Annotated in this window: 19 protein-coding genes and 1 pseudogene; 18 read left to right on the plus strand and 2 right to left on the minus strand. The window is 61.4% G+C overall.

The genetic code is table 11. The features are described from left to right. Positions 1-4 precede the first annotated feature (4 nt). The 6 genes from RX327_RS16085 to RX327_RS16110 all read left to right on the plus strand — a co-directional run bounded on the left by RX327_RS16085 (position 5) and on the right by RX327_RS16110 (position 3,033). A complete protein-coding gene (locus tag RX327_RS16085) occupies positions 5-427 on the plus strand; it encodes a hypothetical protein (RefSeq protein WP_050386230.1) in 423 nt (140 codons plus the stop codon). 99 nt (positions 428-526) lie between these two features. Then, the gene (locus tag RX327_RS16090; RefSeq protein WP_050386229.1) at positions 527-955 is read left to right on the plus strand and encodes a universal stress protein; all 429 of its coding nucleotides are present in this window, start codon (positions 527-529) and stop codon (positions 953-955) included. A 54-nt stretch (positions 956-1,009) separates the two neighbouring features. Next, a complete protein-coding gene (locus tag RX327_RS16095; RefSeq protein ID WP_028334156.1) occupies positions 1,010-1,306 on the plus strand; it encodes an HdeA/HdeB family chaperone in 297 nt (98 codons plus the stop codon). Between the two features lie 23 nt (positions 1,307-1,329). After that, the gene (locus RX327_RS16100; RefSeq protein ID WP_050386228.1) at positions 1,330-1,623 is read left to right on the plus strand and encodes an HdeA/HdeB family chaperone; all 294 of its coding nucleotides are present in this window, start codon (positions 1,330-1,332) and stop codon (positions 1,621-1,623) included. 237 nt (positions 1,624-1,860) lie between these two features. Beyond that, entirely contained in the window at positions 1,861-2,091 is a 231-nt protein-coding gene (locus RX327_RS16105) for a hypothetical protein (protein ID WP_028344998.1), read from the plus strand. A gap of 204 nt (positions 2,092-2,295) precedes the next feature. Further along, positions 2,296-3,033, plus strand: a complete 738-nt coding sequence (locus RX327_RS16110) for an outer membrane protein (protein WP_050386227.1) — start codon at positions 2,296-2,298, stop codon at positions 3,031-3,033. A gap of 105 nt (positions 3,034-3,138) precedes the next feature. Here the strand turns inward: RX327_RS16110 and aspD are convergent, their stop codons facing one another. Beyond that, a complete protein-coding gene (gene aspD, locus RX327_RS16115; RefSeq protein ID WP_050386226.1) occupies positions 3,139-4,764 on the minus strand; it encodes an aspartate 4-decarboxylase in 1,626 nt (541 codons plus the stop codon). A gap of 362 nt (positions 4,765-5,126) precedes the next feature. Here aspD and aspT (RX327_RS16120) point away from each other — a divergent pair, with 362 nt between their 5' ends. Further along, positions 5,127-6,818, plus strand: coding sequence for an aspartate-alanine antiporter (gene aspT / locus RX327_RS16120; RefSeq protein ID WP_317250833.1), 1,692 nt, complete (start codon positions 5,127-5,129; stop codon positions 6,816-6,818). 13 nt (positions 6,819-6,831) lie between these two features. Further along, positions 6,832-8,526 (plus strand): aspartate-alanine antiporter, encoded by a 1,695-nt coding sequence (gene aspT / locus RX327_RS16125; protein WP_050386224.1) that lies wholly within the window; start codon positions 6,832-6,834, stop codon positions 8,524-8,526. Between the two features lie 134 nt (positions 8,527-8,660). Here the strand turns inward: aspT (RX327_RS16125) and RX327_RS16130 are convergent, their stop codons facing one another. Continuing rightward, the gene (locus tag RX327_RS16130; RefSeq protein ID WP_050386223.1) at positions 8,661-9,536 is read right to left on the minus strand and encodes an AraC family transcriptional regulator; all 876 of its coding nucleotides are present in this window, start codon (positions 9,534-9,536) and stop codon (positions 8,661-8,663) included. Between the two features lie 183 nt (positions 9,537-9,719). Between RX327_RS16130 and RX327_RS16135 the strand changes: the two are divergent. The 10 genes and pseudogenes from RX327_RS16135 (at position 9,720) to RX327_RS16180 (ending at position 21,992) form a co-directional block, all read left to right on the plus strand. Beyond that, positions 9,720-10,894 (plus strand): annotated as a pseudogene (locus tag RX327_RS16135) (MFS transporter). A gap of 19 nt (positions 10,895-10,913) precedes the next feature. Continuing rightward, on the plus strand, positions 10,914-11,789 hold the full coding sequence (locus RX327_RS16140) for a glycine reductase (RefSeq protein ID WP_317250834.1): 876 nt from the start codon (positions 10,914-10,916) through the stop codon (positions 11,787-11,789). Further along, on the plus strand, positions 11,786-13,096 hold the full coding sequence (locus tag RX327_RS16145) for a tetratricopeptide repeat protein (protein ID WP_050386221.1): 1,311 nt from the start codon (positions 11,786-11,788) through the stop codon (positions 13,094-13,096). The genes RX327_RS16140 and RX327_RS16145 overlap by 4 nt, the downstream gene beginning before the upstream one ends. A gap of 90 nt (positions 13,097-13,186) precedes the next feature. Beyond that, complete coding sequence (locus RX327_RS16150; protein ID WP_050386220.1) at positions 13,187-13,867, plus strand: cupin domain-containing protein; 681 nt, start codon at positions 13,187-13,189, stop codon at positions 13,865-13,867. Between the two features lie 411 nt (positions 13,868-14,278). Continuing rightward, the gene (locus tag RX327_RS16155) at positions 14,279-15,154 is read left to right on the plus strand and encodes an NAD(P)-dependent alcohol dehydrogenase (RefSeq protein WP_317250835.1); all 876 of its coding nucleotides are present in this window, start codon (positions 14,279-14,281) and stop codon (positions 15,152-15,154) included. 1,396 nt (positions 15,155-16,550) lie between these two features. Further along, on the plus strand, positions 16,551-18,221 hold the full coding sequence (locus RX327_RS16160) for an aromatic/alkene/methane monooxygenase hydroxylase/oxygenase subunit alpha (RefSeq protein ID WP_317250836.1): 1,671 nt from the start codon (positions 16,551-16,553) through the stop codon (positions 18,219-18,221). An 82-nt stretch (positions 18,222-18,303) separates the two neighbouring features. Beyond that, positions 18,304-19,344, plus strand: coding sequence for a 2Fe-2S iron-sulfur cluster-binding protein (locus RX327_RS16165; RefSeq protein ID WP_050386216.1), 1,041 nt, complete (start codon positions 18,304-18,306; stop codon positions 19,342-19,344). 59 nt (positions 19,345-19,403) lie between these two features. Continuing rightward, positions 19,404-20,474, plus strand: a complete 1,071-nt coding sequence (locus RX327_RS16170; RefSeq protein ID WP_317250838.1) for an aromatic/alkene monooxygenase hydroxylase subunit beta — start codon at positions 19,404-19,406, stop codon at positions 20,472-20,474. 6 nt (positions 20,475-20,480) lie between these two features. After that, on the plus strand, positions 20,481-20,852 hold the full coding sequence (locus RX327_RS16175; protein ID WP_028334170.1) for an MmoB/DmpM family protein: 372 nt from the start codon (positions 20,481-20,483) through the stop codon (positions 20,850-20,852). A gap of 117 nt (positions 20,853-20,969) precedes the next feature. Continuing rightward, positions 20,970-21,992, plus strand: a complete 1,023-nt coding sequence (locus tag RX327_RS16180) for an amidohydrolase family protein (RefSeq protein ID WP_050386214.1) — start codon at positions 20,970-20,972, stop codon at positions 21,990-21,992. The last annotated feature ends 3 nt before the right edge of the window (positions 21,993-21,995 follow it).

The following is a 21,995-nucleotide window of genomic DNA, read 5'->3' on the forward strand; positions in this document are numbered from 1 at the left end:
ATCCATGATCCGTTCCGTCATACTGGCGCTTGCGGCGACGGTCCTGGCGGTCGCGCCATGCTTCGCGCAGGCCGTCGGCCACGTTCAGGTCAAGTTCGTGAAGGCCGCGCTCGTCGTGGGCGGCGGCGGCGGCAGCGGCACGTTGACCTACCGCGGGCGGCACTATCGGTTCATCGCGTCCGGCTTCAGCCTCGGCGTGACTGCCGGTGCGTCGGTGACCTGGCTGGAGGGCACCGCCTCAGGCATCAGGGACGTCAACGATTTCGCCGGCAGCTACGCGCTGGTCGGAGCAGGCGGCGCATGGGCTGGGGGCGTGGGCGGGGTGAGCCTGCGAAATGAACACGGGGTGGTGCTGGCGCTCAAGGGACCGAAGGCAGGGCTGGAATTTGCCGCCAATCTGGGCGGGCTTACGATCTCGCTGCGCTGAGCGATGGATTGATCTATCTCAAGGCCAGGTCCGAGGCTCAGGTTCAGCCTGCATTTGGCGGGCGGCGATACGTCATCCAGATAACCGGGAGGTGAAGGCATGTACCGGCACATTCTCATTCCGACAGATGGGTCGGAACTGGCGGAGCAAGGGGTGAAGCAGGGATTGGCGCTGGCGAAATCTCTCGGAGCCAAAGTATCGGTCATCTTCGTTGTTGAGCCGCTCTCGGAAATAGGAGGGCGGTACCGTGATTTGCTCGCGAGATTTGCCGAGATACGCAAGGAAGAGGCCACGAGCGCGCTGGATCGCGCCGCACACGCGGCCAGGGAGGCCGGCGTTCCCTGCGAGACAAGCCAGGTCGAGAGCGGGCACCCCCATCAAGCCATCATCGCAGCAGCCGAGGATAAGGGCTGCGATCTCATCGTTATGTCATCGCACGGGCGCAGCGGGCTCTCCAAGCTCCTCATCGGCAGTGTGACAAACAAGGTGCTGACGCAAGCGAAGACTCCGGTCCTTGTCTGTCAGTGAGGGCGCAGATTGCTGGATAGAAATCACTGTGCACGGAGCTTGGGAGAAATCGAAATGAACAAAATCACTGTATGCCTGGCTCTTGCCGGTGCGGCGTTGTCGGGCCCGCTGCAAGCGCAGACGAGCATCGATATGGCGCGGATAACTTGCTCGCAATACCTCGCCATGTCCCCGGGCGATTCGTCCGTGTTTTCTGCCTGGATGAGTGGCTGGTTCAATCAAAAGAAGGGATACGTCTTCGTCGATCTCAACGCGTATGCACGGAATGTCGCAAGCGTGAAGGCGTGGTGCGCGACCAATCCCACTCAGACCGTGATGGCCGGTCTTGAGCGCTCTACGGCCGGCCAGTGATCAAACAGGGTTGGAAGATAACAATGAAACCATCGATTCTTGCAATTGCGACCGTTGCACTCCTCGCCACGAGCGTCGTGGCCAAAGCGCAGGTCGTCGTCGATCTGTCCCTCATTACCTGCAAGCAATTGCTGGAGTCGGATCAGGAACGACAAATGCTGGTCAGCTCCTGGATGTCGGGCTATTTCAGCGCATCGAAGAACCTGACTGTCGTCGATTTTCGCTACGTCGAGCGAAACGGCAAGGTCATCGGCAAGTACTGCAAGTCGCACAAGACAGACACCGTAATGAATGCGATGCAAAAGAACTGGCGCTGATCATCGTTGTTGCGAACGCGCAGGCAGCGGACGGCATCCTCGTTCTTCCCGGGTCGGAGGTGAAGCCGGCGGTGCCAACGGTCGGCAGGCTCGTCGCGGTTCACTCGCGCTTCTGATCGAACTGCTTCGGACCGCGGTGCCCGTATTTTTACGGTCCGGGCCCTTGACCAAGGTCAAGGCGCGGCCGCTGGCCGGATGGTGTGTTGCTAGGGCTGTTCGCTCTCGCCCGGTGTCGCGGTGTCGGCCATCTGGTATGTCACTTATGAAATTCGCCGACGTGGTCTGCTGGCTCGAAGGGCGCGCAGTCCTCGCGAGACCAGGACATTTGCCAGCGAATCGGAAGCCAAGGCGTTCGCACGGTCAAAACTGGACGAAGGGCTGGTCGTGTTTGCCGGCACCATCAATCCGCACCTCCCCAGGCAATTGATCCCCTCGCAGAACATTGCCGATTGGCTCGTCGAACAGTGAGCCGGCTCCTCTTCGGCAGAGCGAGCTTCGTGCTGCACCGAAGTTGAACGCGGAGCCCGAGCACGCTGTTCGTTTGCCCTTGAGTGTTGCCATTTTGGCACGTGGCTTTTCGTGACTCACATCTAGGCTTCGACCACTGCCCCGATTGGGCGAACGCAAGGACTGCTTTTCTCGATTAACGCGAAGAGACCCGGAGATCATTCCATGAAGAGATTTTTGCTTTCTGTCGCCGCGATTATCGGCATGGCCACGCCGGCGTTGTCGGCTGACATGGCCGTCAAGGCGGCGCCTGTGCCGGTCCCTCCGCCGGTCTACAACTGGACCGGCTTCTATATCGGTGCGAACGGCGGTTGGGGCGAGAGCCGCACCTGCTGGGACTTCATCCCTGCCGTCGGTGGTGTCGTGGCCGACGGATGCAGCTCACGCTCTGGTGGCGTTTTCGGCGGACAGCTCGGCTATCGCTGGCAGGCCGGCCAGTTCGTCTTCGGCCTGGAAGGACAGGGTGATTGGGCGGACCTGAAGAGCTCGCGCCTCAGCCTGATCGATCCGAGGTTCTCGACGACAACGAAGACCGACGGACTGGGCCTTTTCACCGGCCAACTCGGCTGGGCCTGGGATGCCGCGCTGTTCTACGTGAAGGGCGGTGCAGCGGTCACCAGCAATCGCTATGACATCTGGACCACGGTCGGCGGAATCGGGGTGGCGTCGGCAACGTCGACCCGTTGGGGCGGCACGATCGGCGTGGGCTTCGAATACGGCTTCACTCCGAACTGGTCCGTCGGGCTCGAATACGACCGTCTCTTCATGGGCGATGCCAACAACACGTTCTCGGTGGTCAATCCCATCGTGGCCGGCGCCGCCAACCGGATCGGACAGGACGTGGATCTGCTGACGATACGCCTGAACTATCGGTTCGGCGGGCCGGTCGTCGCGAGATACTGATCGTCCTGGATGGATGTAATTTAGGCCCCGGCATTTTCTGCCGGGGCCTTTCCCTTAGCTTTGGCGCTACCGATCCAAACGCTCGATGCGCGGCAGGCACCGCCGTCAGCGCTTTGCGGCTCCGCCCTTCGCTGCCTCGTAGGCGTCGCGATAGCCTCTGGCGATGGTCCGAACGCCGCGCCCGATATCGTCATAGACATCGTCGGGCAGGTTCGCGAGCGACACGCGAAGCGACCATTCGGGCGCATCGAAACCGCCGCCGTTCAACAGCACGATCCCGTGGGCTTCGGCCAGCCTGAACGCCAGGTCCAGCGGATGGACGTTCTTCTTCAGGTATTCAACCGCATCGTCGCCGATGTTCTTCCGGGCCCAGAACTCGAAATCGATCAGGGCGTAGTAGGCATCGTAGTTCGGATTCGGGCTCAGCTTGTCGGCCAGCCCGAGGCCGTCGAGCATCGACCACAGGCGCTTGTTGACGATCTCCATGCAGGCCGCCTGATAGGCCTTGTTCACGTCCATCATCTCGGCGAGCGAGAACAGGCTCATCATCACCTGCTGCGGCAATGACAGGCCCGCGGTGTGATTGAGCGCCACGTCGCGGCTGTCGGCGACGATGCGGTCGATCAGCTTGAGCTTGCGTGGTTCGAGCGTGAGCGGCCCGTAGCGCTTGTCGAGTGCCTTCACGGCCTCGTTCGGGAGCCTGGCGATCATCTTGTCGAAGATGTTGTCCTCGTTGATGGCGATGGCCCCGAGCCGCCATCCCGTGCAACCGAAATACTTCGAATAGGAGTAGACGCCGATGGTGTTGTGCGGGAGTTCGCCGAGCAGCGAACGGAACCCGTGCACGAAGGTGCCGTAGACGTCGTCGGTGAGGATCATCAGGTCGGGGCGCTTGGTCTTGACCAGATTGGCCAGCTTGGCAACCGTTTCCTTGCTCAACGCCATCCCCGGAGGGTTGGACGGATTGACGACGAAGAAGGCCTTGATCTTCGGATCCTCCAGTTTCTTGATTTCCTCGTCGGTGAACTGGAACTTGTTTTCCTGCGGAGCCCTGATCTGAACGACCTTCAGGTCGTAGTCTTCTAGGTGCGTCATCTCGATGTAGGGCGTGAAAATCGGCGTCGCCAGCGCGATCGTATCGCCCGGCACCAGCAGCCGGTTGGCCTTCAACGACTTGAAGAGGTAGCACATCGCCGCCGTGCCGCCCTCGACCGCATAGATGTCGAATTTCCCGGCCGGCCGGGGCTCGCCGCAAACCGCCCACATCAGGTATTCGTGCACGATCTTTTCGTTGTGCACCAGCATGCGGTCCGGCACCGGGTAATTGTCACCGATGATCGAATCGACCAGCTCGTGGACGAAGGCGTCGGGGTTGAAGCCGAATTTCTTGACCGCAAAGGGCAGCATCTCGGTCAGGAAGCTCGCGCCCGGCATGTCCTTGTGCTGCTTGAGCCAGGCCTCGAACCGCCCGGCAATGCCGTTTGCCTGGGGCATGCCGCCGATGCCCGCCGGGTGCTCCATCACCCGCTTGCTCTCGGTGATGGCGAACTGTCCCAGCAGGAAGAAGGCTTCGCGCGGCGTCGTCGCCACCCAGTTGGGATTGCCTCGCCCGGCGTTCAGGAACGGCATCTGGCTCCGCTTCGAATTGCTCTTGGCGAGGTTGATCAGCTCGTCCTTGATCTCGAAGGGGCTCAGCGCCTCGAATTTCTTCAGGGTCAGAAGATCGGCCATTTGACACTCCCGGGGCGATGCATGCTGTTGGAATGGAGGCGACAGCCTCTGTTGTCTGCGCAATCGCGCGCAGCATGATCGGCGACCGGTTGTGAGCCTTGATCTATGTCAACGTTCACGCGCAGGCGATGCGATGCTGCGACGGATAGTCGCTCACGATGCGAGTGCGCGGCACGTGCGTAGTGTCGGCAAGATAGTGAAATCGCAAGGTTCCCGCAGCTGCGGTTGACATAGATCAACATCCTGCTCGCCAACCGCCGTCTGATGTCGACCGATACGGTTGCTCGCCCTTTTCGGCACCCCTGCACGAGATCGAAGCGGGCGCACGCCGAGGCCCGGGGACAGCATGAACGGGTGACATCATGATCGATTGGCTCTTCCAGACGCTCCGCACCTATCCCGAAATTGCGATCTTCCTCTCGCTGGCCCTGGGCTACTATTTCGGATCCTTCACCTATAAGGGCCTTGGTCTGGGCGCGGTCACCGCGACGCTGATCGCCGCTGTCATCATCGGCCAGATCGGGATCACCATATCAGGGCCGCTGAAGCCGTTCTTCTTTCTGATGTTCCTGTTTGCAATCGGTTACGGTGTCGGACCGCAATTCGTGCGCGGCATCGCGCAGGACGGCGTCCCGCAGGCGGTTTTCGCGGCGGTGGTCTGTGTCTTCTGCCTGCTGTCTGCGTATCTCGGCGCCAAGCTCGCCGGTTACGACGTCGGATCGGCCATCGGGCTCTATGCCGGCTCACAGACGATTTCCGCGTCGATGGGGCTCGCGACCGACGCCATCAATCGCCTTGGTCTGCCCGCCGACGAAGCCAAGAAGCTGCTCGATGCCATGCCGGTCGCTTATGCCGTGACCTATATTTTCGGCACGGTTGGGTCGGCGATCGTGCTGGCGCTGCTCGGACCGGCGCTGCTCGGGATCGATCTCGAAGCCGCGTGCAAGAAATACGAGGAGGAGCATGGCGGCAAGAAGCAGCTGGGCGGCCCGGGGACGGCCTGGCACCAGTTCGATGTGCGCGCCTATCGCGTTCATGAGCGCGGACCCGTCGCCGGCAAGACGGTCGGGCAGGCCGAGGCGCTGCTTCCCGATCATCGCATCTTCGTCCTTAGGCTCCGGCAAGCCGGCAAGGTCGTGGAGGCAACTTCGGACACTGTGATTTATGCCGGCGATGTCGTCGCCGTCGCCGGGCGCCGCGATGTGCTGGTGCAGCTGATCGGCGAGCAGGCCGAGGAGGTTGACGATCGCGAACTGCTGGCAGTGCCGATCGAAGGCGTCGATGTCTACGTCACCAGCAAGGACGTCGACGGCAAGACGCTGGAGCAACTGGCGAAGGAACCGGGCGCTCGCGGCGTATTTCTGCGCAAGATCGCCCGGGGCGCGATCGCGGTCGAGATTCCGATCCTGCCGAACACCAAGATCAATCGGGGCGACATCCTCACGCTGGTGGGCCGCACATCCGATGTCGCCGCCACCACAAAGCTGCTGGGCCGGCCCGACCGCGCAACCGACGTCGCCGACGTCGCCTTCATCGGGGCGGCCATTGCGATCGGCGCCCTGGTCGGCGCTTTCGTCTACAAGATCGGAAGCGTGCCGCTCACGCTGTCCACCTCCGGCGGCGCGCTGATCTCCGGCCTGTTCTTCGGCTGGCTCCGATCCGTGCATCCGACCTTCGGCCGAATCCCGTCACCCACGGTGTGGTTCATGAACTCGGTCGGCCTGAACGTCTTCATTGCCATCGTCGGAATCTCCTCGGGCCCGGGATTTGTCGCCGGCTTGCAGAAGCTCGGCTTCAGCCTGTTCCTCTGGGGCGTCGTCGTGACTACCGTGCCGTTGATCCTGGCGATGTTTGTCGGCAAATACGTGTTCCGCTTCCACGACGCGATCCTGCTCGGATGCTGCTCCGGCGCGCGTACCACGACCGCCTCGCTGGGCATGATCAACGACCGCGCCAAAAGTCAGATTCCCGGCCTTGGCTATACCGTCACCTACGCGGTCGGAAACACGCTGCTGACGATCTGGGGCATGGTGCTGGTGATGATGATGACCTAGCCGCGGCCCGACAATGTTGACCTGGCTTGCGCAATTTCTCGTTCGTTATCCGGAGCTCGCGCTGTTCCTGGTGATCGCGGCGGGCTACTGGATCGGGAGCTTCAGGATCGGCGCTTTCAGCCTTGGCCCGGTGACGGGCGCGCTGTTCGCAGGACTCGCGGTCGGCGATTTCGCGCATGTGCCCGTCTCAAGCATGACCAAATCGTTCCTGTTCCTGCTGTTCCTGTTCGGGGTCGGCTATTCGGTCGGCCCGCAATTCGTGCTGGCGATGAAGCGCGACGGGCTGAAGCCGATGCTGATGGCCGTTGTCGTGAGCTTCACCGGTCTTGCGGCGGCGATCGTCGTGGCACGCGTGCTGCGGCTCGACCCCGGCTTTGCCGCCGGGCTCCTGTCGGGCGCGCTCAGCCAGAGCGCTGCAATGGGTACGGCGACCGACGCGGTCAATTCCCTGCCTGTGTCCGAGGCACAGCGCGCGTTGTTTGTTTCGCACATCGCGGTCGCGGATGCGGTCTGCTACATCTTCGGCTATGCCGGCGTGATCACGTTTTGCACCATTGTCGTTCCGGCGCTGCTGAAAATCGATCTGAAGGCGGAGGCGCTCAAGCTGGAGCAGGCCCTGGGCATCACGCGCGCCAAGCCCGGGCTGGCATCGGCCTGGCGCAAATTCGAAATGCGTGCCTACCGGCTGGAAGCTCACGCGGCGATCGCCGGATTGTCGGTTGCGGCCGCCGAAGCTCACGTCCCCGGGCAGCGCGTGTTCATCCACCGCATTCGTCGCGGCGAGCGCATCCTGGAGGCGGAGCCTGCAACGGTGCTCGCGGCCGGCGATATCATCGCGCTGTCGGCGCCGCGCCAGACCATCGTCGAACTGATCGAACCGCGCGGCGAGGAGGTGGAGGACAGCGAGTTGCTCGACATCCCCGTGATCTCGGCGGACGTGTTCCTGATCAACCCGGAGCTTGCAGGCAGCAGTCTGCAGCAGGCGTCGGAACAGAGCTGGGCACGCGGCCTCTACTTGCGTTCGTTGAGCCGCGGCGATGAAGCCCTCCCCATCGCGGCCGGCGTTGTCCTGCAGCGCGGCGATATGCTTCGCATCGTCGGTCCTGAATCGGTGGTGCAGAATGCCGCCAAGAGCATCGGCGTCATCGTTGCGCCGAGCACCAGCATCGATTTCGTGGTGCTGGGGCTCGCGATCTTCTTCGGCGGCCTCGTTGGCGTGCTCCTGAGCTTTTCGATTGGTGGCGTCACGATCTCGCTGAGCACCAGCGTCGGTACGCTGCTCGCTGGACTTCTTGTCGGCTATCTCCGTACGCGTCTGCCGTATTTCGGCCGGATCCCCGATGGCGCCATCAGCCTGATGACATCGCTTGGACTGGCTGCCTTCGTCGGCCTGACCGGGATCCATGCCGGTCCGGTCTTCCTCTCCGCCATACGGGAGTCGGGCGTCGGCCTGCTGCTGGGTGGCATGTTTGTGACCCTGTTGCCGCAGATCGTCGGCTTCTGCTTCGGCCATTTCGTGTTGCGCATGAACCCGATCCTCCTGCTCGGTGCACTGACTGGCGCACAGACGGTCACGGCCGCGATGGCGGCCATTCAGGAGCGCTCGGGCAGCTCCGTGGTGGTGCTTGGCTACACGCCCGCCTATCCGATCTCCAATATTCTGCTGACAACCTGGGGATCGATCATGGTCGTCGTTTTCGCTGGATGACGGGGCAGGGACGGCTCGCGCCTACCTCGTCATTGAGAGTCGCGCACAAGCGAGCCTCCCCCGGGTCCGGACGACCGTATTTCGCCTGTTCCGAACTGAACTGCGGTTTCCAACGAGTCCCTACGGCTGAAGGGTCAGCGCGCTCGGCGGGGCGAATCCTGAGATCCGGATCGACGCCTTGATGGAGTCCCTCTGCTGGCAGCTTGGCCCAGACTGCGTCGATGTTGCAGGGGACTAACGCGCATTTCAGAGCGAAACATGAATATGAATGCGGAGGCCGATGAGTAACCCAGACGCAACGCGATCTCCGTGATCGGCAGTTCGCTGCCCAACAATTCGATAGCCTTGAGCAGGCGGAGACGCTGACGCCATGCACGCAAGCTCATGCCGACTTCGCGCTCGAAGTGCCGCGTCAAGGTTCGCGGCGACATGCCGATCTCACGCCCCCATCTCTCGGCGCGGCGAGGATTCGCTGGATCGGCGTAGAGGGTTTCACAGAGGGCCAGCAGGCCCGGGTGGGTGGGCCAAGGTAACGCTGCCGAGATCGGCGTCGCCCGCCGCAACTGATCGAGGATGAGCGCGATAACGCGAGCGGCGTAGCGACGATCCTCGCCTTTCAGCGACGCGGCTTCCACGATGAGCGTCCGCAGGAGCGGGGACACATGGATGACGGTCGTGCCCGAAGTCATGCCTTGGCTGGCAGCATTGGCGACCCAGAGGCTCCGGAATTCCGCTCCCATCAGGGAGCCGACCGAATGCTTCGTACCGGCGGGCAGCCAGACGGCCTGTTCCGGAGAAATGACGACGCGCCGTCCATCCGCCTTCACGGTGAGCGCGCCTGAGATCGCGTAGACCAGCTGATTCCAGCTGTGACTGTGTTCGGCGAAGTAGCTCCTCGCGGGAAGAGACTGCACCCGAACGATCAAAGGCTTCGGTGATCCGAGACCGTGCGGGGCATCGACCGTCTTCCAGCCAGCATTCCCTGGCGAAATGTGACGTTTCATCGACATAAATTGGCAATCTGTAGAAGGAAAAGTCCAGCGATTTCTCCTTAACTCCGACGCGGTGATCCACGGCCCGTGGACCGGCCACCGGTCCGATCGGCGACGTCCCGTCGACGGACATCTAACGGCGGAGCAAGCCGCAGCGTGAACTTCAATTTTCCCGTTCCCAGCCATGAGGCGCCGACCGCCATTCGCCGAGAGCGCAGCAATGTCGCAAGGCTGGCTGTCGCCCAGGCCCTCGCAGGCGCCAATTCCACGGTCGTCTACGCAACCGGGGCCGTGGTCGGCGACATGCTGGCGCCCACCAAGGCACTTGCGACGCTGCCGGTCTCGGTTTTTGTCGTCGGCATGGCTATGTGCACGCTGCCGGCGGGCGCTGTCGCGCAGCGCTGTGGCCGGCGCGCGACATTCCTGCTCGGTGCAGGCAGCGGCGTCCTCGCGGGCTTGATTGCGCTCCTGGCAGTACTCAACGCGTCGTTCCCGCTATTCTGCGCCGGGACCTTCTTGGCGGCGTCTACGCGGCCGTGGTGCTCTCGTTCCGCTTTGCGGCGGCCGATTGCGCAGCACCTGAACGGCGTCCGCGCGCGCTCTCGGCCGTGATGGCTGGCGGTGTGTTCGCCGGTGTGATCGGTCCACAGCTCGTGACGCATACCATGAATCTGTGGGCGCCGTACCTCTTTGCCGCGACGTTTGTCGGCCAGGCGGTGGTTGCCGCGCTCTCCGCGGTCATTCTGGCGGGCGTTGAGCTTCCTCCGCTGACTGCAACGCATCTCCACGCCGGAAGGCCACTCGCTGTCATTGCCCGGCAGCCGCGCTTTATCCTGGCCGTGATCTGCGGGGTCGTCTCCTACCTGCTCATGAATTTCCTCATGACCGCAGCCCCGCTGGCGATGAAGCTCTGCGGGCTGCCTCAGGAATCGGCCAATCTCGGTTTGCAGTGGCACGTCATCGCGATGTACGCCCCGAGTTTTTGGACCGGCCTCCTGATCACGCGCTTCGGCGCATCCGCGATCGTCGCGGTCGGGCTGGTATTGATTGCGGCCTCTTCGTCGGTGGGCCTGCTCGGGATCGATGTCTTGCATTTCTGGGCGTCGCTGAGCCTGCTCGGGATCGGCTGGAACTTCGGCTTCATCGGCGCCTCCGCGATGATCCTGGAGTGCCATCGTCCCGGGGAAAAGGCGCGCGTTCAGTCGCTCAATGATTTCGTGGTCTTCGGAACGATGACGGTCGGCTCCTTCCTTTCGGGCGGGCTGCTGTCGTCCTTCGGCTGGTCGACCGTCCTGATGCTGTCGTTCGCACCACTCGTCGCCGCGTTGCTGGCACTCATCGGCTTTTCATACCGGCCCGCCGCACGACCAAGCTAGCGTCTCGAGGAGAATCCACATGAGCGTAGCGGAAACCCCAGTTCAATATATGGAGCGAACGCGCCAATATTACCGTGCCCTGGGTTACGACAACAACTATGTCTGGGCGACCTTTGATGATGTCCCTTTCACCAAACCTGCCAAACCATCATCGGACCTGCGTATCGCACTGATTACGACGGCCAGTCCGCCGGATTTTGACGGCGTCAAACGGGTATGGTCGGGTGTGGTTTCGCCGCCGCCCGGGAAGCTGTTTACCGACAATGTTGCGTGGGACAAGGAGTCGACCCACACCAATGATCCGGGCAGCTTCTTGCCGGTAGAAGCCGCTTTCGGATTGGTCGGCGAAGGCGCCCTCGTCGGACTGACCCGGCACTTTCACGGCGTGCCGACAGAATACAGCCAACGGAAAACGAACGCGGAGGATGCACCTGAAATCCTGGCACGGGTTCGAAAAGACGGGGCGGATGCTGCGATCCTTTGCCCCCTTTGCCCCGTGTGTCATCAGACCGTAAGCTTGGTGGCCCGGCATCTGGAAGCGAACGGCATTCCGACGGTCATTGTCGGCTCGGCGCAGGATGTCGTGGAGCACTGCGGCGTGCCACGGTTCTATTTCACGGATTTCCCGCTGGGCAATCCTTGCGGGCATCCCTGGCGACCGGACATGCAGCGCGAAATCATGCGCCAGGCGCTCGGCCTTTTCGACACGGCGACGGCGCCGCGAACGACTGTGAAAGCGCCATTTGCGTGGAAGGAGGAGGGTTCCCTTTGGCGGCCCCGGTATGGAAGAGTAAATCCAGCGGATCGAGAGCGGCTGCTCAAGCTGGGTGATGAGCGCCGCCGGCGGCAAGCCAAGGCCAAGCAGGTTTCCATGGAGGGAGTGTCATCAAAATGACCGAGAGTTCGATGGGAAATCGGGTGCGCGTTCTTGAAGACCGGTACGGTAACCCCTTGAGCACAAGCTCTGCCGCCGCCCGCGACGCATATGTCGCCGGCGTCGACAAGCTGCTCTCGGCGGGATCGGGAATTGACCAGGCATTCCGCGACGCGATCGTCGCCGACGAAGGTTTCGCTCTGGCGCACATCGCGCTTGCGCGAACCCTGCAACTGCTCGGTCGCGGCAACGAAGTCAAAGCGCCGCTCGAACGCGCGATCGCGCTAGCGCCGGCTACGACTTCGCGCGAGCAAGGTCATATTGCGATCTTTGCCAAGATCCTGAGTGGTCAAGGCGCTGCGGCGGTTTCGGCGATCGCCGAACATATGAAGCACTGGCCGCGCGATGCCATGGTGCTGGCACCGGCCACCGGTGTCTTCGGCTTGATCGGCTTCTCGGGCAAGTCCGGCCGCGAGGTTGAGCAACTGGCGATGCTGGAGCCGCTTGCAACCCATTATGGCGATGACTGGTGGTTTCGAACCGTGCTCGCGTTTGCTGAAATTGAGCTGCACAGGTTCGACAGTGGTTTCAGGAATATCGAGACCGCACTTCGTGGTTGTCCCCGCAACGCTCACGCTGCGCATATCAAGGCCCATCTGTTCTATGAGAAGGGACAGCGCGAGGAGGGGCTGGTTTATCTCGAGCAATGGAACGCCGCCTACCCACGCGAGGGGCAACTGCATTGCCATATCAGTTGGCATCTTGCCCTGTGGTCGCTGGAGACCGGCAGGCGGGATCAAGCCTGGAGGATCTATCGTGAGGCGCTGCATCCGGGTGGCTCGTGGGGGCCGCAAATCAATGTCCTCACGGATTGCGCCTCGTTCCTTGCGCGCGCCGAGATGGCGGGCGAGCCGCGATATCCGAAACTCTGGAGCGAGATCAGCCAGTATGCGGCGAAGTGGTTTCCCAATTCGGGGATCATCTTTGCCGACATGCACAGCGCGCTTGCCTTTGCAATGGCTGGCGATGCGGAGGCCTTGGCGAGGATCATCGAGAACCCGAAGGGACCCGCCGCGGATATGGTGGTGCCCATCGCGCGCGGCTTCGATGGTTTGGCCAGGGGCGACTGGACACGGGTCGTCGATGAGCTAAGGCCCGTCCTGGCAACCCATGAAAGGGTTGGAGGCAGCCGCGCCCAGCGCGACCTGCTGGAATATTCCGTGACCTGCGCCTTGCTGCGCAGCGGTCGAGCCGACGAGGCGCGGCGGCTGATCGCGTCACGACGACCGCAGAATGCGGCGAGTGGCGTTCCGCTCGCGGGGATCTGAACGTGTCCTGGTTTGGGACCTGCACTGGTCAAGAGATCCGAAATGGCGAAGCGGTGGGTTTCGGATGGCGCCGCCTGAGGGAGAGTAACGATGCGCATCAACGATGATCTGTCGAAGCCCGTTATCGTTCACGCCTCGAAGCTGGACTGGGTGGCCAGTCCGTCGGCCGGCGTGGATCGGCGCATGCTGTTCCGCATTGGCGGCGAAGTCGCGCGCGCGACGTCGATCGTGCGTTATGCTCCCGGCAGCGCCTTCCCGCGTCATACGCATGGCGGTGGAGAAGAGATTGTCGTCCTTGAAGGTACCTTTCAGGATGAGCATGGTGACTATCCCGCGGGCAGCTACTTCCGCAACCCTCCGGGGACGTCACATGTTCCTGCCTCGAAGGACGGCTGCACCATCTTCGTGCGGCTCTGGCAGTTCCGGGTCGAGGACCGGACCCAGGTCGTGCGTCAGCCAGGTGAGGGCCAACACGTTGCGCCGCGCCCCGGTGCAAGCAGCGTCAGCGTGCTGTTTGACGACGGCCACGAAGAGGTCCGCCTTGAAGACTGGCGGCCGGGTGAAGTCATCAGCCTTGCGAACGCGCGCGGGCTCGAGTTCTTTGTTCTATCGGGGGGACTAACGATCGGGGGCGAGACGCTGCAGCCGCAGGGCTGGGGTCGGCTACCCAGCGGCGTCGACCTGAAAGCGACCGTGGGCCCGCAGGGCGCGAAAATCTGGATCAAGGAGGCGCCGCTGCTGCACCCGGATATCTGTCGACTTCCCGGGTAGCCGGTACAATCCTGACCGCCTCTGCGCTGGGCTCCTTGCAAGGGCGAAGCTGCTTTGCATGGGGTTGTTTTCGATAATTTGGTTGGGCCGGGCACCGTCTTGATCGGGGCAAGTTTCCCGACGGGCTCCCCGCATCCTGCGTCGCGCTGCAATAGCAATTGTGCTGGCACGAAAAATGCTGAGGCGCCTCCGCGACGGCGAGCGCAAGGTTCGCTGGGCAGACGGAGGAGAACATGAAAGCCCAAGTATTGAGAGCGTATGACGAGAAGCTGTCCAACGACCGCTGGGTCATCGAAGAAAACGTACCTGATCCCAAGCTGACGAAATCGACTGACGTTATCGTCCGAATCGGCGGCGCGGGCGTATGCAGGACCGATATCCATATCATCGAAGGAGTTCTGGAAGCCGCACATGGATCCGTCCGGCGACAAACTCCTCCCCATCATCATGGGACACGAAAATGCAGGTTGGGTCGAGGAGGTCGGCAAAGAAGTCGAGGGACTAAAAAAGGGAGACCCCGTCATCGTTCATCCGAAGATCACCGGAGGGACGTGTCTCGCCTGTCGTCGCGGCTTCGACATGCATGGCCCCGGCACATTTCCGGGTCTGGATTGCAACGGCGGCTATGCAGAATTCCTCTGCACCTCGGAACGGAATATCGTGCCGCTGCCGCGGACGCTTGCCCCCAAGGAGGTGGCGCCTTACGCGGATGCGGGGCTCACGGCCTATCGCGCCGTCAAGAAGGCTACGCGTCACCTTTTGCCCGGCGAATCTTGCGTCGTTATCGGTGCAGGTGGATTGGGTCACATCGCAATCCAGTGCCTCAAAGCAATGTGCGCCGCCGATATTATCGTCGTCGACAAGTCCGAAGCGTCGCTGAAGCTGGCCGAAAAGTCAGGTGCCGACCATCTGGTGAAAGCCGACGGCGACGAAGTGGCTGCCGTTCTGGCTCTGACTGCCGGAAACGGCGCGGAGGCGGTAATCGATTTCGTCGGTGAGAAGGGCACGACATCGAAGGGGCTGGCGATGACCCGTTCGATGGGAAGTTACTACGTTGTTGGTTACGGCGAGGACATCCGCATCCCGACTGTCGACATGGTGATCACCGAGAAGAACATCATCGGCAATCTCGTCGGCACATGGGCCGAGCTGACGGAGTTAATGGCGCTCGCAGACCGCGGTCTGGTTGAACTGGCAACCGCCGAGTATCGTCTCGCCGATGCAAACAAGGCCTTGCACGATCTCAATGCCGGCAAGATTCATGGACGCGCAGTTTTAACTCCGTGAACCCGAGCCTCGTCCACCGCGAGCATTTGCTCGTGGTGGATTTCACCGGCCCGTCTCCTGACACGGCAAACAAATTCTCGTTCGTTTGGGCGCGCTGGAGGTGGCTTTGAAAGCTCATCGGAAGCACCTTTTTTAGTCTGGCCGAAAGCAGCCAATCGACCAAAATCGGCTCTAGGCATCCAAACCGACTTTTCATGCTGCATCGCAAACCCTGAGGTGAAGAACGCCACCTGCAGTTCGCCGCGAGTCTCAATTTGCATCTTTGTCGCAATTTGCGTCGTGGACGCTCTCAAGTTGACGGGGCGCGGTCATCAGGGATCGCCGGTGATCACGGCGTTCAAGAAGCTGTTGTCGGAGGTTCCGGACGGTCTGGCACGGCCGTTGCACGAACTATGCGGCAGGGAGCCGCGAAGCATGAGTTGACCGTTTAAAGGAAGTGCTGGGAGCCGCCTGCAAGACGCTTCGTCGTTCCGGGTCGGCTGAATTGGGGGCGAGAGTGACATCATTTCTTCGCATTGAGCGGCGCTATATGAGGTTCATTCTGGTGAACGGCATGGCGCTGCGCCCGAGAATCCTCTGTATGCTTTGCTGTGAGCCAATCGGCGCCCACTATCTCAAGGAATTCAGCACCGGGCTGTCGTTCTGCGGTCATGACTGTTACGCGCTCTATTGCGATCGCTGGATCTCCAGGGCGGAGCAGGTAAAGTGCCCGGCCGTTGCGGAGACCTCCTGCTGATTGGCGCATGCGTATGGGCAAGTGTTCCCGCGCAGTGCATCGGCTGGAAGAGCCGCCCAGGTTCGAGGTCCCGAAACATCGCTGGACCTAACGTGCGGTCGTTACTGATCCCAACGAAGCGTTATCGGCATCCAAGCCCGTTTCCATCTTTGCAACGCAAACATTGCTGCACCAATCCCTTTGCGCTGTCGGAATTCTCATTCTGCAATTTCCGTCGCAATCTGCATCGCCTCCGGCAGCAGGCCGGGCCCGTGTAACGCGTCCGCCCACGCCATACACGCGTCGATACCTCGGAAAGAGAGTTGGCGAGCGCCTCGGATGCGCTGGCACGCCCATTGCAAAGCTCCTGATCACAACAACGCCGACTGCTCCGTCTGGGGTGAGCCGCGACAAGAACGAGGGAAGGGGACGCTTGGCTGAGGGCGCATCATGTGTGGGATGAAGTATAGCGATCGCAGGACCGTAGTTCGAAAGATCGCGCCTGATCATCGTTGCGGTGCACCATAGTCGTTCCCGAGACCCTTGCCGATATCAAACGTCCGGCCGTGCAAGCGGCCGCGAGGTGGCCCGTAACGCACGGGTAAGCACTGCCCGGTCCGCGAAGGTCCAGGCAGGCGGAATATCGATGTGGTTTCTGACCCGATCAGGAGGAAAGACGAGATGTCTGGAACTTTAACACTCAACAAGATCACCGCCCAGCGCGGCATATCCGTCGGTGATGCTGCAAAGAAGATTGCAGATCTCGGATGGAATCCTTCCTACGTCCAGGAAGCGATGACCTTTCCCACGGACTACAAGATCGCGAAGGCGCCGAAGGATCCGATGAAGCAGGTCCTCCGCTCCTATTTCCCGATGCAGGAGGAGAAGGACAACCGCGTCTACGGTGCGCTCGATGCTGCGCTGCGCGGCGACATGTTCCGCAACGTCGAGCCGCGTTGGGTCGAGTGGATGAAGCTGTTCCTGGCGATAATCCCGTTCCCGGAAATTTCCGCCGCCAGGTCCATGGCTATGGTCGGCCGCCTCGCTCCAGGCGAAGATCTTCGCACCGGCTTCACGATGCAGATGGTCGACGAGTTCCGTCACTCGACGATCCAGATGAATCTCAAGAAGTGGTACATGGAGAATTACATCGATCCGGCCGGCTTTGACATCACCGAGGAGGCGTTCGGCAAATGCTACGCCACCACGATCGGCAGGCAGTTCGGTGAGGGCTTCATCACCGGCGATGCGATCACCTCTGCGAACGTGTACCTGACCGTGGTCGCCGAGACCGCGTTCACCAACACGTTGTTCGTCGCCATGCCGTCGGAAGCGGCCCGCAACGGTGACTACGCGCTGCCGACGGTCTTCCTGTCGGTGCAGTCGGATGAGAGCCGGCACATCGGTAACGGCCACTCGATGCTGATGTCGATGCTGAAGGAGCCGGAGAACCATCTGCTGCTCGAGCGCGACATGCGCTATGCCTTCTGGCAGAACCACGCCATCGTCGACGCAGCGATCGGCACCTTCATCGAGTACGGCACCACGAACCGCGACAAGACCAAGGAGTCCTATGCGGAGATGTGGCACCGCTGGATCTTCGAGGACTATTATCGCACCTACATGCTGCCGCTCGAGAAGTATGGCATCAAGATCCATCATGACGACGTTCAGACTGCCTGGAAGCGTCTGACCGAGAAGCACTATGTCCACAAGGTCGCGCAGTTCTTCGCGGTCGGCTGGTCGGCCAACTTCTGGCGCATCGAGGCGCAGACCGACAAGGACTTCGAGTGGTTCGAGCACAAGTATCCGGGCTGGTATGCGCAGTTCGGAGACTTCTGGAAGTGGTATGAGAAGCTGTCGCATCGCGGTCAGACCAACATCCTCTTCAACAGCGATGTCGGTTACGTCTATCCGCATCGTTGCTGGTCGTGCCTGGTGCCCTGCCTGATCCGCGAGGACATGGTCACCGGCGAGATCGACGGCAAACTCTACACTTTCGCCCATGAGCTCGATCGCTGGACGGCCGTCGAAGCCTTCGCCGGCGAATACCAGGGACGCCCGACCCCGGCGATGGGACGGTTCAGCGGCCGTCGCGAATGGGAAAGCGTCTACCACAATGTGGATATCGCCGACGCCATCAAGGATCTCGGCTTCGTGCGCACGGACGGCAAGACCCTGGTCGCCCAGCCGCATCTGCGCTTCGACGAGAAGGAAATGTGGACGCTCGACGACGTCCGCGGCCACATCCTGAAGAGCCCGCTGCTTACGCTGCGGGAGATGAGCCCGACCGACCGGGAAAAGCATCTCGCCGAGTATCGCAAGGGATTCACCATCAATCCCTGCAACTAGCCGAGACAGAAGGGGCCGGCTCCGGCCGGCTCCTTCCGATCATTCTCCGGAAGATACGCAAGTCTTGGTTTGAGGAGGCCCTATGGGCACGCCCGCTAATGTCGTTCGCCTGCAACCGGTAGGCATAGAATTCGAGGTCGAGGAGAACGAGACCGTTCTTGACGCCGCCTTTCGCCAGGGCATCGCACTGCCGCATGGTTGCAAGGAGGGACAGTGCTCGGCGTGCAAATGCGTCCTTACCGGAGGCGAAGTAGAGCTCAAGAAATATTCGACGTTCGCCCTCAACGAGATGGAGCGAGGCCAGGACTACATCCTGCTGTGCCGGACCTTGGCCTATTCGGATCTCGAGGTGGAGCTCCTCAACTATGACGAGGAGGTGCTGTCGAAATCGATCCCGGTGAGGGACTTCACGGGCACAGTCACGAGCGTCTCCGCGCTGACCCATGACATCCGGCTCCTCGAGATATCGCTCGAGCAACCTCTGAAGTTCTGGGCGGGTCAATATGTCGACATCACGCTCCCGGGGGCAGAGACGATTACGCGCTCGTTTTCCATGGCAAATTCGCCGATCGAGGGCGAAAAGCTCGCATTCATCATCAAAAAATACCCGAACGGACGCTTCTCTTCCCGGCTCGACGGAGACCTCTCCGTCGGAACCGCGGTCGGAATCCGCGGACCCTACGGGACCTGTTTCCGGCGAGAAAACAGAGCCGGAGCCATAGTCCTGGTCGGCGGCGGATCGGGAATGTCGCCGTTGTGGTCGATCCTGAACGATCACATCGAGTCTGGCGAGGCTCGTCCGGTGCACTTCTTCTATGGCGCACGGACGCGCAACGATCTTTTCTACCTCGATCGCTTCGCAGAACTCGCCGCCAGGCATCCGGAGTTCAAGTTCATCCCGGTGCTCTCCCATGCGGCCGATGATGCGGCCTGGAGTGGAGCAAAGGGCTTCGTGCACGAAGCCGTCGGAGCGCACCTTCGCAACGCGAGATATGGCGAAGACGTCGACGTCTATGCGTGTGGACCGTCGCCGATGATCGAGGCGCTGGTGCCCGTGCTGCAGATGAACGACGTCGAGTCGGATCGCATCTTCTTCGACAAGTTCACACCAGCCAACAACTGAGGTTTTCGAATAGCGACCGTGCCTTTTACAGAGCCCACCAAGGGAGGAGGAAGACGACCATGACTGCCGTTCAAAGCGTTCCAGCGAAATCCGGTGCAGCAGGCGCTGCGGTGTTTCCGGATTCGGACAGCCGCAAGTACCGGTATTTCGAGCCCCGCAGCAAGCGGGCGACGCACTATGAGGACGTGACCGTAGACGTTCAGCCCGATCCGGAACGCTATTTGCTGCAGGATTGGATCATCTCCTTCCCCAACGGGAAGGGGGCCTACACCAAGGACAACACGGCCGCGTTGAGCTCGAACTGGCATACCTTCCGTGCGCCCGATCAGGAGTGGGAGCGCACCCACTACCAGCGCCAGTCCAAGATCGAGACGATGGTGCAATCGGTGATCGCCAACGGCCGAAAGTCCGGCGCGCCGAAGGGCTTCGACAAGGCCTGGGTCAAGATCCTGCAAAACCACCTCGGTGCGTGGAAACACACCGAGTTCGGGCTCGGCACATCGCTGATGCAAGCTCAGCGCTACGGCTACACCCAGATGATCAACAATGCGACCCTGACGAACTCGTCCTATAAGCTTCGGCTGGCCCAGGACATCACGCTCTATCTCGCCGAGATCGGAATGGACATTCCGGGCTTCGACGACATGGCCGGCAAGCGGGCGTGGCTGGAGGACAAGGGCTGGCAGGGCACCCGCGAGGCGATCGAATCGATCATGGGGTCGGCTGACTATCTCGAGCAGTACTTCGCCACCAACATCGTGTTCGAGCCGCTGGTCGGCGAGCTGTTCCGCAGCGGATTCCTGATGCAGGCCGGCTCGCCGAACGGCGACTTCATCACGCCGGCGGTCATTTCGGCGGCCGAGGCCGACTATGAGCGCAATCTCGCCAACACGATCGACCTGATGCATCTGCTGGTGAGCGACAATCAGCACGCCGCACACAACAAGAAGCTGTTCCAGGGCTGGGTTAACAAGCACGTGGCGCTGGCCGGCAAGGCGGCCGCCGGACTGCAGCCGATCTGGTCGCAGCCACATTCGAAGCCGGTGCAGTACGCCGACGTCCGCGCGCAGTCGGTCGAACGCATCAAGAAGATTCTCGGCGAGCTCGGTCTCGTCCTTCCCAAGGAGTGAATTGCAATGTCCATTGCTTCAAGAAGTGCGACCAACCAGAACATCTTCCAGAAGATGGGAGATCTCCGTTTTGAACAGACGATATCCCATCAGTGCGGCGTCACCATGAACGACAGCGTCGAAGCGCGCGCCATCGCTGAATTCATGGGCAAAAAGCCGAACGTGACCGTGACCTACCAGCCGGCCCTGATCCGCATCGACGGCGAGGGCAAGCTGATCTTCAAGATGGATGAGATCAGCGACATCCTCGGAAAGGACATGACGGCCGAGATATTCGAAGTGAATACCTCGACCCACTACGGCCGGATGGTGCGCATCGACGACAATACGGTGACGCTGTTCGGAAACATGGACGAGGTCTTCGAATACATCGAGTGAAGCTCCCTCACTGGGGGCCGCATCCTCAACGGTGTGGTCCCGCCGTTTCCAAAGTGTTCGCGCAGCTACGATGCGTGGATTGATCGAATAGCGCCTATCAAATTCTCGGAGATCATCATGTTCATAACTCCCACGGGCGAGGAAGTCTTCGTCATCGACGGTCATACCCACTTCTGGGACGGCAGTCCGGCGAACCAGCTCAACATTCACGGCAAGCAGTTCATTGATTGCTTCTACGCCTACCACAGCTCGCTCAGTCCAAAGGACAAGCTCTGGCCCAAGGAGCAATTCGAGAAATACAGCGCAGAGCAGATGTACCGCGATCTGTTCGTCGACGGTCCGGACGACATGGCCATCGTGCAGTCGACCTACCTCACGGAATTCTACAAGAACGGCTTCAACACCATCGACCGCAACGCCGAGATGGCGAAGAAGTACAAGGACCGCTTCATCGTCAACGGCGCATTTGATCCGCGCGACGGTGAGCGGGCGCTGGAATACATCCACTACATGAAGGATACGTTCGGCATCAAGGGCGTCAAGCTCTACACCGCCGAGTGGAAGGGCGAGTCGCGGGGCTGGAAGCTCACCGATCCGAACGCCTATCGTTGCTTCGAACTGTGCCAGAAGCTCGGCATCACGAACATCCACGTCCACAAGGGGCCGACCATCATCCCGCTGGACAAGGATGCATTCGATGTTCACGACGTCGATCACGCGGCGACCGATTTTCAGGGCCTGAATTTCATCATCGAGCATTGCGGGCTGCCCAGGCTCGACGACTTCTGCTGGATCGCCGTCCAGGAGACCAACGTCTATGGCGGCCTTGCGGTCGCGCTGCCGTTCATTCACGGACGTCCACGGTATTTCGCGGAAGTGATCAGCGAATTGCTGTTCTGGGTCGGCGAGGACAAGATTCTCTTCGGCAGCGACTACGCCATCTGGACGCCTCGATGGCTGGTCGAGAAGTTCTGGAACTTCGAGCTGCCCGAGGATCTGAAGCAGGAGCACGGTGTCGATCTGACGCCGCAGGCAAAGAAGAAGATCCTCGGTCTCAACGCCGCGCGGCTTTATGGCGTGGATGTCGAGGCACAGAAGGCAAAGCTTGCGAAGGGTGCCTACGCGACCGCGGCGGGATGACAT

It is taken from the genome of Bradyrhizobium sp. BEA-2-5, assembly GCF_032918025.1.
Lineage (GTDB): Bacteria > Pseudomonadota > Alphaproteobacteria > Rhizobiales > Xanthobacteraceae > Bradyrhizobium > Bradyrhizobium pachyrhizi.

Coding starts and splice junctions, on each gene's coding strand:
- RX327_RS16085 (WP_050386230.1), top strand. CDS start 5: ATGATCCGTTCCGTCATACTGGCGCTTGCGGCGACGGTCCTGGCGGTC.
- RX327_RS16090 (WP_050386229.1), top strand. CDS start 527: ATGTACCGGCACATTCTCATTCCGACAGATGGGTCGGAACTGGCGGAG.
- RX327_RS16095 (WP_028334156.1), top strand. CDS start 1,010: ATGAACAAAATCACTGTATGCCTGGCTCTTGCCGGTGCGGCGTTGTCG.
- RX327_RS16100 (WP_050386228.1), top strand. CDS start 1,330: ATGAAACCATCGATTCTTGCAATTGCGACCGTTGCACTCCTCGCCACG.
- RX327_RS16110 (WP_050386227.1), top strand. CDS start 2,296: ATGAAGAGATTTTTGCTTTCTGTCGCCGCGATTATCGGCATGGCCACG.
- aspD (WP_050386226.1), bottom strand. CDS start 4,764: ATGGCCGATCTTCTGACCCTGAAGAAATTCGAGGCGCTGAGCCCCTTC.
- aspT (WP_317250833.1), top strand. CDS start 5,127: ATGATCGATTGGCTCTTCCAGACGCTCCGCACCTATCCCGAAATTGCG.
- aspT (WP_050386224.1), top strand. CDS start 6,832: ATGTTGACCTGGCTTGCGCAATTTCTCGTTCGTTATCCGGAGCTCGCG.
- RX327_RS16130 (WP_050386223.1), bottom strand. CDS start 9,536: ATGTCGATGAAACGTCACATTTCGCCAGGGAATGCTGGCTGGAAGACG.
- RX327_RS16140 (WP_317250834.1), top strand. CDS start 10,914: ATGAGCGTAGCGGAAACCCCAGTTCAATATATGGAGCGAACGCGCCAA.
- RX327_RS16145 (WP_050386221.1), top strand. CDS start 11,786: ATGACCGAGAGTTCGATGGGAAATCGGGTGCGCGTTCTTGAAGACCGG.
- RX327_RS16150 (WP_050386220.1), top strand. CDS start 13,187: ATGCGCATCAACGATGATCTGTCGAAGCCCGTTATCGTTCACGCCTCG.
- RX327_RS16155 (WP_317250835.1), top strand. CDS start 14,279: ATGGATCCGTCCGGCGACAAACTCCTCCCCATCATCATGGGACACGAA.
- RX327_RS16160 (WP_317250836.1), top strand. CDS start 16,551: ATGTCTGGAACTTTAACACTCAACAAGATCACCGCCCAGCGCGGCATA.
- RX327_RS16165 (WP_050386216.1), top strand. CDS start 18,304: ATGGGCACGCCCGCTAATGTCGTTCGCCTGCAACCGGTAGGCATAGAA.
- RX327_RS16170 (WP_317250838.1), top strand. CDS start 19,404: ATGACTGCCGTTCAAAGCGTTCCAGCGAAATCCGGTGCAGCAGGCGCT.
- RX327_RS16175 (WP_028334170.1), top strand. CDS start 20,481: ATGTCCATTGCTTCAAGAAGTGCGACCAACCAGAACATCTTCCAGAAG.
- RX327_RS16180 (WP_050386214.1), top strand. CDS start 20,970: ATGTTCATAACTCCCACGGGCGAGGAAGTCTTCGTCATCGACGGTCAT.